14 protein-coding genes are annotated in these 13858 nt (G+C 64.4%); 7 read left to right on the top strand and 7 right to left on the bottom strand.

The features are described 5' to 3' along the window. Positions 1-10: 10 nt before the first annotated feature. Genes ACP7BY_RS10045 through aspS form a run of 3 tightly spaced genes read right to left on the bottom strand, consistent with a single transcriptional unit; the run spans position 11 to position 3776 of the window. Positions 11-802, bottom strand: coding sequence for a polyphosphate kinase 2 family protein (locus ACP7BY_RS10045; RefSeq protein WP_033967202.1), 792 nt, complete (start codon positions 800-802; stop codon positions 11-13). Next, positions 799-1842, bottom strand: coding sequence for an SMP-30/gluconolactonase/LRE family protein (locus tag ACP7BY_RS10040; RefSeq protein ID WP_033967201.1), 1044 nt, complete (start codon positions 1840-1842; stop codon positions 799-801). Before ACP7BY_RS10040 ends, ACP7BY_RS10045 begins: the two co-directional genes overlap by 4 nt. Positions 1843-1844: 2 nt before the next feature. Continuing rightward, entirely contained in the window at positions 1845-3776 is a 1932-nt protein-coding gene (gene aspS, locus ACP7BY_RS10035) for an aspartate--tRNA ligase (protein WP_137902411.1), read from the bottom strand. Positions 3777-3950: 174 nt separating this feature from the next. Here aspS and rnd point away from each other — a divergent pair, with 174 nt between their 5' ends. The 6 genes from rnd (at position 3951) to ACP7BY_RS10005 (ending at position 6971) form a co-directional block, all read left to right on the top strand. Beyond that, complete coding sequence (gene rnd, locus ACP7BY_RS10030; protein WP_126847386.1) at positions 3951-5138, top strand: ribonuclease D; 1188 nt, start codon at positions 3951-3953, stop codon at positions 5136-5138. A 107-nt stretch (positions 5139-5245) separates the two neighbouring features. Then, positions 5246-5533: a RebB family R body protein gene (locus tag ACP7BY_RS10025; protein ID WP_033967199.1), complete on the top strand. Its 288-nt coding sequence runs from the start codon at positions 5246-5248 to the stop codon at positions 5531-5533. Between the two features lie 45 nt (positions 5534-5578). Beyond that, positions 5579-5887 (top strand): RebB family R body protein, encoded by a 309-nt coding sequence (locus tag ACP7BY_RS10020; protein WP_137902327.1) that lies wholly within the window; start codon positions 5579-5581, stop codon positions 5885-5887. A gap of 13 nt (positions 5888-5900) precedes the next feature. Then, a complete protein-coding gene (locus tag ACP7BY_RS10015; protein WP_033967198.1) occupies positions 5901-6368 on the top strand; it encodes a RebB family R body protein in 468 nt (155 codons plus the stop codon). Continuing rightward, positions 6365-6664: a hypothetical protein gene (locus ACP7BY_RS10010; protein ID WP_033967197.1), complete on the top strand. Its 300-nt coding sequence runs from the start codon at positions 6365-6367 to the stop codon at positions 6662-6664. Before ACP7BY_RS10015 ends, ACP7BY_RS10010 begins: the two co-directional genes overlap by 4 nt. 73 nt (positions 6665-6737) lie before the next feature. Continuing rightward, complete coding sequence (locus ACP7BY_RS10005; protein WP_137902329.1) at positions 6738-6971, top strand: hypothetical protein; 234 nt, start codon at positions 6738-6740, stop codon at positions 6969-6971. Between the two features lie 14 nt (positions 6972-6985). Here the strand turns inward: ACP7BY_RS10005 and ACP7BY_RS10000 are convergent, their stop codons facing one another. From ACP7BY_RS10000 to ACP7BY_RS09985, 4 genes are read right to left on the bottom strand one after another with little or no spacing between them, the layout of a single operon-like run. Next, complete coding sequence (locus ACP7BY_RS10000; protein ID WP_126847376.1) at positions 6986-8485, bottom strand: Ppx/GppA family phosphatase; 1500 nt, start codon at positions 8483-8485, stop codon at positions 6986-6988. Positions 8486-8492: 7 nt separating this feature from the next. Then, positions 8493-10670 (bottom strand): RNA degradosome polyphosphate kinase, encoded by a 2178-nt coding sequence (locus ACP7BY_RS09995; protein ID WP_033967194.1) that lies wholly within the window; start codon positions 10668-10670, stop codon positions 8493-8495. Then, positions 10667-11290 carry an HdaA/DnaA family protein gene (locus ACP7BY_RS09990; RefSeq protein WP_033967193.1) on the bottom strand — a complete coding sequence of 208 codons (624 nt, stop codon included), beginning with the start codon at positions 11288-11290 and terminating at the stop codon, positions 10667-10669. Before ACP7BY_RS09990 ends, ACP7BY_RS09995 begins: the two co-directional genes overlap by 4 nt. Before the next feature lie 19 nt (positions 11291-11309). Next, a complete protein-coding gene (locus ACP7BY_RS09985) occupies positions 11310-12572 on the bottom strand; it encodes a hypothetical protein (protein ID WP_033967192.1) in 1263 nt (420 codons plus the stop codon). A 62-nt stretch (positions 12573-12634) separates the two neighbouring features. Between ACP7BY_RS09985 and purM the strand changes: the two genes are divergently transcribed. After that, positions 12635-13744, top strand: a complete 1110-nt coding sequence (gene purM, locus ACP7BY_RS09980) for a phosphoribosylformylglycinamidine cyclo-ligase (RefSeq protein ID WP_033967191.1) — start codon at positions 12635-12637, stop codon at positions 13742-13744. Positions 13745-13858 lie beyond the last annotated feature (114 nt).

Genomic DNA, 13858 nt, shown 5'->3' with positions numbered 1-13858 from the left:
GCCCTCCGCCTCAGGCGGCGGGCGTCGGTGGCAGCCCCAGTGCGGTGCGCGCGACCTTCTCGATTTCGGGATCGAGCACGGGCGGAGTCATGTCGACCTGCGCTTCGAGCTGCTCGGCAATCGTGGTCAGCGCCGTGATCCGCGCTGCTTTCTTGTCGTTGCCGTCGATGATCGTCCACCGACCCCAGCGCGTATCGGTGCGCTTGAACATGTCGTGCATCGCATCGAGATAGTCGGCGCGCTTGGCCCGGTTGCGATAATCCTCGAGCCCGGTTTTCCAGCGTTTCCAAGGATGGTCGAGCCGGTCTTTTAGGCGCTTGTCCTGCTCATCCTGCGTCACATGGACGAACAGCTTGACGATCGTCGTGCCCGAATCGGCCTGTTGCGCTTCGAACTCGTTGATTTCGTCATAGCCGCGCTTCCATTCGGCTTCGGTCGCGTAGCCCTCGACCCGCTCGACCAGCACGCGCCCGTACCAGCTACGATCGAACACTGCGATGTCGCCCTTGGCGGGAAGTTTCTGCCAGAAGCGCCACAGGAAATGCCGATCGAGCTCGTCCTCGGTCGGTGCCTTGATCGGCCACACCTCGAAATTGCGCGGGTCCCAATTGGCGCAAAGACGCTGGATGATCCCGCCCTTCCCCGCCGCGTCCCAACCCTCAAGCAAAACGATCGCGCGCTTGCGGTGGACGATATGCGCGACCTGGATATGCGCGAGCCGGGTTTGCAGCGCGATCAGATCCGCTTCGTAATCGCCCGCATAGGGCTTGCCCGACTCATAATCGGACAGGGAGATCGTCATAGCGCAGAAACCTTCAACCGCAGGCGCAGGATGCGGTCATTCGCCGTCAGAAACAGCGTGCGACCGTCTTCACCAAACGCACAATTGGGGATCGGCGCGCCGGTGGCGATCAGTCCGAGTGGCTCGGCGTCCGGCGTGAGGATCATCATCCCGCCGGGCACGCTGTTGAAATGCGTACCGTCGCGCGCGATCTTCATGCCATCGGGCAGGCCCGGCGCGGCGTTGGCGAGCATCGGCTTGGCGTCGAGCCAGAGCCTGCGCGACGTCGGCATCCCGCGCGCATCAAGCGCATAGGCCATAATCCGCGGTTCCTGCTCATCGGAAACCGACACGAACAACGTCTTGCCGTCGGGTGACAAAGCAATGCCATTGGGCCGCGTGAGCGTCCCATCGACCAGCACCGCCGCGCCGCCGGGTGCCCAGCGATAAACGCCGTTATGCGGCTGTTCCTTCAGCGGCGATTGGTCGCCCCCGACCAGTCCATAAGGCGGATCGGTGAAATAGATCGCGCCGTCCGCCGCGACGCACAGATCGTTGACGCTGTTGAAGCGCTTGCCCTGATAGCGATCGACCAACACCGTCCGGCGTTTGGTCTTGAGATCGAGCAGCACCACCGCGCGCGATCCACTGCCAGCGATCAGCAGGTTTCCGGCGTGATCGAGCGTCAGGCCATTCGAGCCGCCTTCGCGCACGGTCGCTGGATCGGGCGCGAAAGCATCAGAAGGCGAAAGGAATACCGATGTCCCGGTGCTGCGCGACCAACGCCGCATGATATTTGCCGGAGGGTCGGAAAACAGCAGATAGTTTCCACGCGGCACCCATACCGGCCCTTCGGCCCAGCGGATTCCCGTTGCGATCGTCTCGATCGGCGCATTTGGATCGAGAATGCGGTCGAGCCCCGGTGCCAGCCGCAGAATATGCGGCGTGACTGCGGTGCCGGAAGCGATCTCAGCACCGAGCACCGGTGCCGCCAGCAAGCCGAGCCCCGCGCCGATGACGCCACGGCGGCTCCACTGCGCTGCTGTAGCGCTTCCGGGCATTCTCAACCCTCTTGTGCCCGCGCGGCGTCGCCGGTCACGCGGATGTTGAGTTCCTTCAACTGCTTTGGCGTCGCGAAATTGGGCGCGCCCATCATCAGATCCTCGGCCTTCTGCGTCATCGGGAAGGTGATCACCTCGCGGATGTTGGGTTCATCCGCCAGCAGCATGACGATTCGGTCGACCCCCGGTGCCGAGCCACCATGCGGCGGCGCGCCGAACTTGAAGGCGTTGATCATGCCCGCGAAATTGGTATCGACATCGGCCTGCGTGTACCCGGCAATCTCGAACGCCTTGTACATGATTTCCGGGCGATGGTTCCGGATCGCGCCCGACGACAATTCGATGCCGTTGCAGACGATGTCATATTGGTACGCGAGAATGTCGAGCGGGTCCTTTGTCTCCAGCGCTTCCATCTCGCCCTGCGGCATCGAGAAGGGGTTGTGGCTGAAATCGACCTTCTTCGCATCCTCATCATATTCGAACATCGGGAAATCGACGATCCAGCAGAACTCGAAGCGCTTGTCGTCGATCAAACCGAGCTGCTCCGCAACGCGCGTGCGCGCGAGGCCCGCCAGCTTGGCTGCCTGCGCTTCCTTGCCCGCAGCAAAGAACACGCCATCGCCATCCTGCAGTTCCAAATCTAGGATTAGCTGAACTTTTCGGCCAGGTGTCAGCCACTTCGCAATCGGTCCAGATAGCCCTTCAAAGTCCGCTGGGCTTTCAGCTCTGATGTACGAGCTTACCAATTCTTGCTCGACGACGTTCCGTTCCGGATCCAACTCCATTCGATCTGCGGCGTTGATGCGATCAATGAGCGATATCTGGGAGTCACGTGCGACGCACGTTGCCCAACCTAAGCCACCGAAACCTTCGGATTGAGCCCAGCTATTCATTTCGTCGAAAAACTTGCGAGACCGAGAAGCTGCGCCTGGTGCACGAATTGCTCGAACCACTCCGCCGTCGGCAACAATATCTGCAAATCGGCCAAAGCCTGATCCTGCGAATGCAGACGACACGTCGCTGATCACGATCGGGTTGCGCAGATCGGGCTTGTCATTGCCGTATTTCAGCATCGATTCGCGGTACGGAATGCGCTTGAACGGCAGCGGGGAGACGGTGCGGCCCTTGCCCTGCCAGTTGGCGAATTCCTCGAACACGCCGTGCAGCACCGGCTCGATCGCGGCGAACACGTCGTCCTGCGTGACATAGCTCATCTCGAAATCGAGCTGGTAGAATTCGCCCGGCGAACGATCGGCGCGCGCATCTTCGTCGCGGAAGCACGGTGCGATCTGGAAATAGCGGTCGAAGCCCGCGACCATCAGCAACTGCTTGAACATCTGCGGGGCCTGCGGCAGCGCGTAGAACTTGCCCGGATGCACACGGCTCGGCACCAGATAATCGCGCGCGCCTTCGGGCGACGAGGCGGTCAGGATCGGCGTCTGGAATTCGGTGAAGCCCTGGCCGATCATGCGCTGGCGCAGCGAGGAAATGACGTTGGAGCGCAGCAGCACGTTGGCGTGCAGCCGCTCGCGCCGCAAATCGAGATAGCGATATTTGAGGCGGATTTCCTCGGGATATTCGTTCTCGCCGAACACCGGCATCGGCAATTCCTGCGCCGCCGACTGCACCACGACATCGCGGGCGCGCAGTTCGATCTCGCCCGAGGGGAGCGCCGCGTTCACCGTCTCCGCCGAACGGGCGACCACGTCGCCAGTGATGGTGACCACCGACTCGGGCCGCAATTTGTCGAGCACCGCATGCGTCGGGCTGTCGCTGTCGGTGACGATCTGGGTGATGCCATAATGGTCGCGCAGATCGACGAACAACAGGTTTCCGTGGTCGCGCTTGCGGTGGATCCAGCCGGAAAGCTTGACCGAGGCCCCGACATCGGTGGCGCGAAGCTGGGCGCAGGTATGAGTGCGATAGGCGTGCATAAATCTTCTCATGTTCGTCGCCCCGGCGAAGGCCGGGGCCGCTGTGTATCGAAGCGCAACGCCTGACAACGCAGCGGCCCCGGCCTCCGCCGGGGTGACGGCGAATATAGCCGCTGCGCTTCCCTCCCTCACCCACCTTTGTCAACCCGCCCGGCGCTCGCTATGGGGGGCTGTATGCATATCCATCCGCTCATCACCGACAGTGCCACCCTCGCCAATCTCTGCACCCGATTGGCCGAAGCCGACTTCGTCTGCGTCGATACAGAGTTCATGCGCGAGAACACCTTCTGGCCCGAACTCTGCCTGATCCAGATTGCCGACGTGAACGAAGCCGCCGCGATCGATCCGCTCGCCCCCGGCCTCGACATGACGCCGCTGCTGCAACTGCTGGTCAACAATGAGGATGTGCTGAAGGTCTTCCACGCCGGCGGGCAGGACCTCGAAATCGTCTACAACCTTACCGGTACCACCCCGCACCCGCTGTTCGACACGCAGGTCGCCGCGATGGCGCTGGGGCAAGGCGAGCAGGTCGGCTATTCCAATCTGGTCGACGCCTATCTCGGCATCACTGTCGACAAGGGCGCGCGCTTCACCGACTGGAGCCGTCGTCCGCTCGATGCACGGCAGATCGAATATGCGATTGGCGACGTGACGCATCTCGCCAAGATTTTCCCCAAGATGCTCGAACGGCTTCGCCGCACCGGGCGTGGGGCCTGGCTCGACCAGGAAATGGAGCGCCTCGGCGACCCCAAAAATTACGCCAATGATCCCGAGGAAGCCTGGCGCCGGATCAAGGTGCCAAGCCGCAAGCCCGAAGTGCTCGGCCGCCTGAAGGCGCTGGCACGCTGGCGCGAAATCGAGGCCCGCAGCAAAGATCTGCCGCGCGGCCGCATCGTCAAGGACGAGACGATCGCCGATCTTGCTGGACACGCCCCGCGCAAACAGGCCGATCTCGCCAAGGTGCGCGGTCTTTCCGCGACCTGGGCGCAGAACGATATCGGCGCGCGGCTGATGGCGGCGCTCGAACATGCCCAACCGATGTCCCCCGAGGAACTGCCCTCGCGCGACGACCGCAAGCCCGGCATGGGCAAGGATGGCGCGCTGGTTGCCGATTTGCTCAAGCTGCTGCTCAAGATCCGCTCCAAGGAAATCGACGTGGCGGCGCGCTTGCTTGCGCGCACCGATGATCTCGACGCGTTGGCCGCGGGTCAACGCAGCGGTTTGTCGATCCTGGAGGGCTGGCGCTTCGACCAATTCGGCCGCGATGCGCTCGACCTGGTCGAGGGGCGGCTGGCCTTTGCAGTGGTGAACGGCAAGTTGAAGATGACGCGCACCGAGGACGCCCCGGTCTATCCGCAATAATTTTGACGATCAGCCAGCCCCGTTTCTTTCGTTCCGGGTTTCATTGACCGGTAACGTTCGCCATGCAAAGTTTCGATATCGAAACTTTTTGTAGCGGGAGAACGTTCATGGCCTTTCCGACCTCTGTCAACGATCAAGTCACCGACTCGGTTACACAAGCCAACGTCAAGGTTCTGGGTGAGAGCCCGGCGATTGCGATGGGAAATCTGTATCAGGCCACCGCGCAGGCGCTGGCCAATGCCGCGCACAATGCGACCGCGGCGCAGCAGCAAAGCTACGTAACAGCGCAAGCGGCCACGACGATGGGGGTTGCCACCCTATATTCGATCGATACCGCGAGCACGGGAGCCTCCACGGAAGATATTTTGCAGTCGGGTCGTGTGAGGGGGCTTTAACGCCCCACACATTCGTCTCGAACGACCAAATCCGGAGCACGACCCATGGCTTATCCTACCGCCGTCAACAGCCAGATCACCGATTCTGTTTCGCAAGCTGGCGTGGTCACGCTTGGTTCCGCCCCCGCCGTGGCGTTGGCCTCGCTTTATCAGGCAGTCGCCCAGACGATCGCGATGGCTGCGCACAACGCTACCTTCGCGCAGCAACAGGCCTATATCACAGCCCAGGCCGCCACGGCGCAGGGCGTCGCCCTGATCTACGCCCAGGCCAACACGTTGCACAGTCCCGCCGCGATGGCCCCGGTCGCCGAAAGCCAACCGGCGGCTGGTCCCGTCGCTTCTGGCGTAGCCTGAAAGGCGGACGATAGTGCAAGACCACACCGACCCAAATCCAGCGGCCGAGGCTGCCGCGGAACCGTTCGCTACGGTCAACGCGCAGGTGTTGGACAGCCTAGCGGCAATCCAGGCGCTGACCAAAGGCGCAGCCGACAATCCCGCCGCGGCGATGGTCGAACTGGCGAGCGCCCAGGCCATTGCGCTGGGGCAGCTTCAGGCCGTGATCCGCCAGCAAGCTGATGCGACGATCGCATCCGCGACGACGGCGGCGGCTTGTGCCCAAATCCTGGGCGCACCGCTCCCGCCCGGTCCCGGCGCGCACTCGCCAAACTCGGCAATCGTCGCGGTTTACGAGCAGCAGGCGCGGTTGGCCGTCGATGTCTTGAAGGCGCGCGTTGTGCAAGCCGGTCAGGATGCGGAGGCGGCGACCGCAGCGCTCGCCCGCATCGCGGCGGCAGTGGCGGCTCCCTCGCCCAAGCCAGCAGCGGCTGAGCAATGATGCAGAATGCCGACCCGCAAATCAGGCTGGCGCTTAGTATCGCGGTGCAGGATGCCACCGATGCACTGCGCAATTCCACGATGATTGCCACAGCGGCATCCGCAGCCGGGCTGGCGCGCTTTTTTGCAACCAACGATCGCATCTATCTGGAGGCTGCTAAGGAAGGGCAGCATCTGATTACGAAGGCGATCGAAACGCTGCGGATGGTTGTCGCGATCTCCCAGGACTATGTGCGCGAAGATCACCCCTCGGGTTCAGACGCCGCCGCGCCCAAAGCGAGTACCACTTATGATTGAGCAGGATCCATCGCAACCGCACGCCGGGCAAGGCGACTCGCAGCGACCGGCGCAAGATGCGGTAGAAGGAGGGATGGCCGCCGCCCAGCAACAGCACCAGGCCGCGATGGCCGCAGTGCAAGCTGCAATGGAGGCCGCACAACAACAGCAACACATCGCGACGGGCGCTGTGCAATCGGCGATCGAGGTTGCCATGAAGCAGCAACGGGACGCGATCGCGGCTGCGCAAGCACAGGTTGAGGCCGCCATGACCGCTGCGATGAAAGCAATGACGACCGCTTCATCGGAGCCCAGCACCGACCATTGACGCGACCGCAGGCGCTACCGCGCCAGGATCAGTGCCTTGCGCCCGAGCGCGGTAGCAAGCGCCGAGTGCCGACGTTCCACCGTTTCGCTGTAAAGTGCCAGATCCCCCGACGCGACGCTGAGCGTGAGCGTGTTGCCATCATCGGCGAGCGACGAGCGTTGCAGCGGCCCGGCCAATCCACCGCTCATTCGCTGGCCCAGCCGCATCGCCAGCCCCCACAACACCGCGTGGCGCAAGTCCGCCGGTGTCGCGAGAACGCCCAGCGGCGCGGGCGTTTCGGTGCCGCCGCCAAGGCTGGTGTAGAGCGCCTGCGCCACCAGCGCGCGGCCGCGCGCATCGATTGCGACCCAATTGCCATGCAGCGCGATTTCGACCCCGCGTTCGGCGCGAAATTCCGGGTTGGCACGCCAGCCGACATCGGCAAGCAAACATGCTGCAAGCCGTAGTCGCGCCATGTCCGGCGCATCGCGCGTGAACAGCGGCGCGATCCAGCCATCGAGCAAATCGCCATGTTCGGCAAAGCGGCCATGCCGCCGCCCTTCATCACGCGTTGCGACGATCAGCGGGTCCTGCGCGCGCACGCTTTCGTCGAGCGCGCCGTACAGCAGCCCCTCGCGTAAGCCGAAGGCCGAGACGATCGTCGTCTCGATCTGCAAATGCTTGAGCAACACCACCAGCAAGGCGGTCGCATCGCCCAGCGTCGCGGCGCGCCCCGCCGACAGGCCCGGGATCGCGCGGAGCCAGGCCTTGTTCACATGGCTGATCGTGCGCCCCATCCGCGCGACCGCTTCGGCCGACATCGCATATTCGTGGATGACGGGCAGCGGATAGCTGCCCAGATGCATATCCAGTCGTGCCAGTGCGCGCCACGATCCGCCGACCAGATACAGCGGCAGCCCTGCGCCCTTGCCGGTCCACCCGGCGGCGTCGAGCAAGCGCGCGACCTGGCGCTGGAGAGCGCCCTGCCCTTTGTCCCGCAACGCGCCGAGCCGCAGCACGCCAAGCGGGAAAGAGACGCGCTCGCCCACCTTGCCGCCGCTGATGCGGATCAGCTCGAGGCTGCCGCCGCCAAGGTCGCCGACGATCCCATCGGCCGCGGGGATCGCCGACAAGACACCGTGTCCGGCCGCCGTTGCTTCCTGTTCGCCGGACAGGAGCTCGACCTCGAGCCCGAGATCGCGCGCCGTGTCGAGCAGGACCTTGCCGTTGGTCGCATCGCGCACAGCAGCGGTTGCAACGGTGCGCAGCCGCGTCACCTCCATCTCGCGCGCGACGGCGGCGAAGCGTGCCAGGGCGTCACTGGCAACCGCAAGCCCCGATTCGGCGATCGTCCCGGTCTCGGCTAGGCCGCGACCGAGTCCTGCCATCACCTTTTCGTTGAACAGGATCGCGGGCAAGCGCTCCGGGCCTTGATAGACGACCAGACGGATCGAGTTGGACCCGATGTCGATGATGCCGGTGCGTGGTTCTCCCGTGATTTCGGGTTTCGCCTTGCGGAACAGAAGCGTCGCCATCGGGCGACTAACGCCGGTTTCGCAGCGACAGCTTCGGCACCGACCCGCTTGCGGCGAGCGAGGCACCGCGACCGGACAGCGACGGATTGGTCATGAAATAGCGGTGCAGGTTGAATGGTCGCTCGCCCGGCTGAACGCGCACATAGCTGCCATCGGCCTGCAATTCCCAGCTTTGCTCATTGTCGATCAGATTGGCGACCATCACCTGGTCGAGAATCTGTTTGTGAACAGTCCGATTCTCGATCGGCAGCATATATTCGATCCGCCGGTCGAAATTGCGCTGCATCCAGTCGGCGGAGGAAATGAACAACTTGGCACCGTCATTGGGCAAGGCCTTGCCATTGCCGAACGCCCAGATGCGGCTGTGTTCGAGGAAGCGGCCGATCACCGATTTGACGCGGATATTCTCGGACATGCCGGGGACGCCGGGCTTCAGACAGCAAATTCCGCGTACGATCAGGTCGATCTCGACCCCTGCGTTTGAGGCTTCGTACAATTTCTCGATCACGGCGGGATCGACCACCGAATTCATCTTGGCCCAGATTGCGGCGGGTTTGCCCTCGCGCGCATTGGCGATCTCGGCGTCGATCAGCCGCATCAGGCGCGGACGCAAGTCGCGGGGCGACAAGCTGATCAGCGTCATATTCTCGGGTTCGACATAGCCGGTGATGTAGTTGAACATCTGCGCGGCATCGCGCCCGAGCCGCGGGTCGGCGGTGAAGAAGCTGAGGTCGGTATACACCTTCGCTGTGATCGGGTGATAGTTGCCCGTACCGAAATGGCAGTAGGTGCGGTATTGCCCGTTCTCGCGGCGGACGACCATCGAGACCTTGGCATGGGTCTTCCAGTCGATGAAGCCATAGACGACCTGCACCCCGGCCCGCTCCAACGCCGACGCCCAGAGCAGATTCTGCTCCTCATCGAAGCGCGCCTTCAGCTCGACCACCGCAGTCACCGATTTGCCGGCCTCGGCGGCGGCGATCAGCGCGTTGATGACGGCGGGCTGCTTGCCGGCGCGATAGAGCGTCTGCTTGATCGCGACCACGTCGGGGTCCGCTGCGGCCTGTTTGAGGAAGGCCAGCACCACGTCGAAGGTTTCATACGGGTGGTGGACGACAATGTCCTTGGCGCTGATCGCGGCAAAACAGTCGCCGCCATATTCGCGGATGCGCTCGGGGAAGCGCGGCGAAAAGGGCGTGAATTTCAGGTCCGGACGATCCTCATCGACGATCGCCTCCAAGTCACCGACGCCCAGGAACGCTCCGCTTTCAGTGACGAAGGCATCCGATCCGCCAAGCTCGTCGCGCAGTACCGCGCCCAGCCCCTCGGGCATCCCGCTTTCCAGCTCGAGCCGGATGACCCGGCCGCGACGGCGGCGCTTGATGGCATTGGCGAAATAGCGGACGAGATCCTCCGCCTCTTCCTCGATCTCGATGTCGCTGTCGCGCAGCACGCGGAACTCGGCACCGCCGATGACGCGGTAGCCGGGGAACACCAACGGCGCGAAGCGCTTCACCAGCGATTCGACCGCGACATAGCGGGCCTTCTCCCCCGGCAAGCGGATGAAGCGCGGCATCGGTGCCGGGATCATCACCAGTTCGCGGATCGGCTGCTCGTCCGAAATCCGCACCAGATCGAACATCACCGCCAGCCCCTTATTGGGCATGAACGGAAAGGGATGTGCCGGATCGAGCGCTTGCGGCGTGAGGATCGGGAAGAGCTGTTCGCGAAATTGCGTTTCCAGCCAGTGCAGGTCTTCGGGTGACAGCGCTTCGTCGATCGTGCGCGAACTGAGCACGGCGATGCCGGTCTCGGCCAACTGGCGACGCAGGTCGCGCCACACGTCGCGTTGGCTCGTCACCAGAGCGTCGGCTTCGGCGACGATCGCGGCGAGTTGCTGTCCCGAGGTGAGCCCGTCGCTCGACAAGCGGGCGACATCTTGAAGCTGCTGCCCCTTCAGGCCAGCCACTCGGACCATGAAAAACTCATCGAGGTTCGAGCCCGAAATCGACAAAAACCGCAGCCGTTCCAGCAGCGGGTGCGCCGTATTGCACGCTTCCTCCAGCACACGCCGGTTGAAGGCGAGCCACGACAGCTCGCGATTGAAATACCGGTCGCTGCCCTCGCTCCCCGCAAAGGGGTCGTCGTCGTGGTCCAGGCTCGCAATATGGGCGGGTCGGGTCATGGGTTTTCCATCGATTCGGGTGCGCGACCGGGGATCAACCCCGCTTCCTCCAATGTGGCCCGTGCGAGCGGAATCGACAAGCGTTTGTGGCTTTCCAGCACGACTTGATCGAGCACATCGACCGCGCGTAGCAGCGCAACATGCGTGCGCTCGACCCGGACCACGAGCCATTGAATCAACTCCGGCCGGGCATCGAGCCCGCGCCGCAGGAACTGCCGCTCGAACAGCGCGCGCATCAGGCTCTCGTCCGGATCGCCGATCCGGATCGTCGGGCTTGCGCTCAGCCGCGAGCGTAAATCGGGGAGCTTGATCGACCATTCCGGCGGCGGCGCATCGGCGACGATCACGACCGGGCGGCGATCCTCTTGTGCGCGGTTCCAGGCATGGAAAATCGCCGTCTCGTTCTGCCGTTCGGCATCGTCGATCAAACCGCCACCGGTCTTGGCGGCGAAGATCCGGGCGAGCAGACTCCGGCCTGATTTGCGTGGGCCTGTGACCACCACGGCCATCACCGGCCAGGTGCTCCAGCGCTCGAGCTGCTGCACCGCGCGGGCGTTCGATGGACCAATCAGAAATTCGTCGTCACGCGGATCGGCAGGCCAGTCGAGCGGCAATGCCATTTGGGCCGGAAGCATCCCGTCAACCCGTCGTGTTATCAGCCGGCGGGGCTGCTTGCCCGCCTGCGGATGGCTGCCCCGAGCGCCGGATGCGCAGCGTCGAGCCACTGGCAACCACCGTCCAGCCGCGCGCCTCCAGCGCAGCGCGCAACACAGCGGGATCGGCATCGAAGCCGACTCGCATCACCGACACGCCACCGATGGCAAGGCTGGTGGTGACGGCCGAGCGCACCCCCGGCACCACTTGCAATGCCGATTCGGTCGCGGTGACCGAGCCCGCGCTGGGCGTATCGACTTGAATCGTGATCACACTGCCGCTCGCACCCGGTTGAGTGCCAGCCGCGACGTCGCCGGTACCGACATCGCTTGGCGTATCGGTCGGTGTCGCGGCAACGACCGGCGCAACAAAAGCGAGGCCGGGATCGGTCCCCAGCAGCCCCGCGTGCAGCGCCGCCTGATAGGTATCGTCGATCCGCTTGACCCCGGCGTCGAGCAGCACGGGCAACGCATCGGCCCGGTCGACGCGGAGCGAAAATTGCGTGAGCAACCGGTTATCCGGGCCGTGCCGTGCCTCGAACATGCCGATGATCGGCCCGCCCGGCCATTCCCGACGCAGTGTGACCTTGGGGATGAGCACGTCGTTCGCGCCATATTGATCGAGCACCACGCGCCACCAGCCGCGACCGGGCCGCTCGACCTGCCCCAGCGTCAGCAACAGCGCGTCACCGCCGGTGCCGCTCGGCCGAACATAATCCACCGTGCTGTTGCCGGTGCGATAGCGCCGCCACGCGTCCTGCCACGCCGTCTTTTGCTCGAAGCCCGTGGCGACGCCGCCGCTGATCTCGATCGGAATCGTCAGCATTGGGGCCGATCGTGCCGCCTCGGGCGCAATCCCCAGGATTGCACCGGCCTTCGCACGGCTGAACAGCACGCCGAGCCGTGCGACGTAGCGGTTGGGGCCGATCTGCTCGTCCTCGACGACGATCCCCGACACCATTCCGTCAAGCGCACCGTCGGAGAGTGCCGTGGCGCTTTGGCCCATGCGCTGCGCGAGCATTGCCCAGCCCTTGCGCTGTGCGATCCGCCAGCCGGCATAGCGCGCGGCATCGGCGGTTTTGCCGACAACATCCACGGCGATGCCGCTGACCTCATAGCTGCCCGAGCTGTCGGCAGCCGCCAGCCCCTGATCGGGATCGTCGACTTGCGCGAGCACAAGCCCACCGGTCGCCGCAAGGGCAAGCGCTGCGGCAAATTGCAGGGGGCGGGAAAAGCAGCGGATCGACATGTCGGCGCCCTTTTGGCGAAGGAGGCGTGGAAATCCAAGCAGGATATGGCTAGGCGGGCATCATGAGCGATACGAACCCGGACGCGACGTCCTACACCTATGCCCAAGCGGGCGTCTCGATTGCAGCGGGCAACGCCCTGGTCCGGGCGATTGCGCCGCTCGCCAAGTCGACCCGACGATCGGGCGCGGATGCCGAACTCGGCGGTTTTGGTGGCTTTTTCGATCTCAAGGCGGCGGGTTTCGTCGATCCGTTGCTGGTCGCCGCGAACGATGGCGTCGGCACCAAGCTGAAACTGGCGATCGACCACAATGCGCATGATGGAGTCGGAATCGATCTGGTCGCGATGTGCGCCAACGACCTGATCGTGCAGGGTGCCGAGCCGCTGTTCTTCCTCGATTATTATGCGACGGCCAAGATCGATCCGGCGGTGGCGGAGCGCGTGATCGCTTCGATTGCCGAAGGCTGTCGCCAGGCGGGCTGCGCGCTGATCGGCGGCGAGACTGCGGAAATGCCCGGCATGTATGCCGCGGATGACTATGACCTCGCTGGCTTCTGCGTCGGCGCGGTCGAGCGGGACCGCGTGCTGACCGGGCAGGACATTGCGCCGGGAGACGTGCTGCTGGGTCTTGCCTCGTCGGGCGTGCATTCGAACGGCTTCTCACTGGTCCGTCGCCTCGCTGCCGACAAGGGCTGGAAGCTGGCACGCCCGGCGCTGTTCGATGCCGACGTGCTGCTGATCGACGCGCTGATGGCACCCACGCGCATTTACGTGAAGTCACTGCTGCCCTTGCTGGCCGAGCGCCGGATCAAGGGCCTTGCCCATATCACCGGCGGCGGTTTGCTCGAGAATGTGCCGCGCGTGCTGCCCGCAGGCGTCCACGCGCGGATCGATGCCGATGCCTGGCCGCAGCCACGGCTGATGGCGTTCCTGCAAGCGCAGGGCAATATCGAGCCCGAGGAAATGGCGCGCACCTTCAATTGCGGCATCGGCATGGTCGCCGCCGTCGCGCCCGATCAGGTCGAGGCGGTGACGGCAGCGTTGACTGCGGCGGGCGAAACCGTGTTCACCATCGGCGCGGTCCAAGCGGGCGTGCGCGGTTGCACCGTGACGGGCTCGCTGGAAACCTGGGGCGGTCGTAGCGCCTGGACCGCGACGCACAATCATGGGTGACGCGCGCCTGCTCCCCTCCCGCACGCGGGAGGGGCTGGGGGAGGGCCTGACCTCCAACAGCATCGCATCGCGTGAAGACACGCCCCTCCCCCAACCCATCCCGCAGGCGGGAGG

This window comes from Sphingomonas sp. PSPC2-2 (assembly GCF_049897725.1).
Lineage (GTDB): Bacteria > Pseudomonadota > Alphaproteobacteria > Sphingomonadales > Sphingomonadaceae > Sphingomonas.
The sequence above is the reverse complement of the archived record's forward strand: the minus strand, read 5'-3'. Positions and strand labels throughout refer to the sequence as shown.

What these genes read in the sequence shown, in the direction of transcription:
- ACP7BY_RS09985 (WP_033967192.1), bottom strand. Translation starts at nt 12,572, where the DNA reads ATGTCGATCCGCTGCTTTTCCCGCCCCCTGCAATTTGCCGCAGCGCTT.
- ACP7BY_RS10005 (WP_137902329.1), top strand. Translation starts at nt 6,738, where the DNA reads ATGGCCGCCGCCCAGCAACAGCACCAGGCCGCGATGGCCGCAGTGCAA.
- rnd (WP_126847386.1), top strand. Translation starts at nt 3,951, where the DNA reads ATGCATATCCATCCGCTCATCACCGACAGTGCCACCCTCGCCAATCTC.
- ACP7BY_RS09990 (WP_033967193.1), bottom strand. Translation starts at nt 11,290, where the DNA reads ATGGCATTGCCGCTCGACTGGCCTGCCGATCCGCGTGACGACGAATTT.
- ACP7BY_RS10010 (WP_033967197.1), top strand. Translation starts at nt 6,365, where the DNA reads ATGATGCAGAATGCCGACCCGCAAATCAGGCTGGCGCTTAGTATCGCG.
- ACP7BY_RS10025 (WP_033967199.1), top strand. Translation starts at nt 5,246, where the DNA reads ATGGCCTTTCCGACCTCTGTCAACGATCAAGTCACCGACTCGGTTACA.
- ACP7BY_RS10020 (WP_137902327.1), top strand. Translation starts at nt 5,579, where the DNA reads ATGGCTTATCCTACCGCCGTCAACAGCCAGATCACCGATTCTGTTTCG.
- ACP7BY_RS10040 (WP_033967201.1), bottom strand. Translation starts at nt 1,842, where the DNA reads ATGCCCGGAAGCGCTACAGCAGCGCAGTGGAGCCGCCGTGGCGTCATC.
- ACP7BY_RS09995 (WP_033967194.1), bottom strand. Translation starts at nt 10,670, where the DNA reads ATGACCCGACCCGCCCATATTGCGAGCCTGGACCACGACGACGACCCC.
- ACP7BY_RS10000 (WP_126847376.1), bottom strand. Translation starts at nt 8,485, where the DNA reads ATGGCGACGCTTCTGTTCCGCAAGGCGAAACCCGAAATCACGGGAGAA.
- ACP7BY_RS10045 (WP_033967202.1), bottom strand. Translation starts at nt 802, where the DNA reads ATGACGATCTCCCTGTCCGATTATGAGTCGGGCAAGCCCTATGCGGGC.
- aspS (WP_137902411.1), bottom strand. Translation starts at nt 3,776, where the DNA reads ATGCACGCCTATCGCACTCATACCTGCGCCCAGCTTCGCGCCACCGAT.
- purM (WP_033967191.1), top strand. Translation starts at nt 12,635, where the DNA reads ATGAGCGATACGAACCCGGACGCGACGTCCTACACCTATGCCCAAGCG.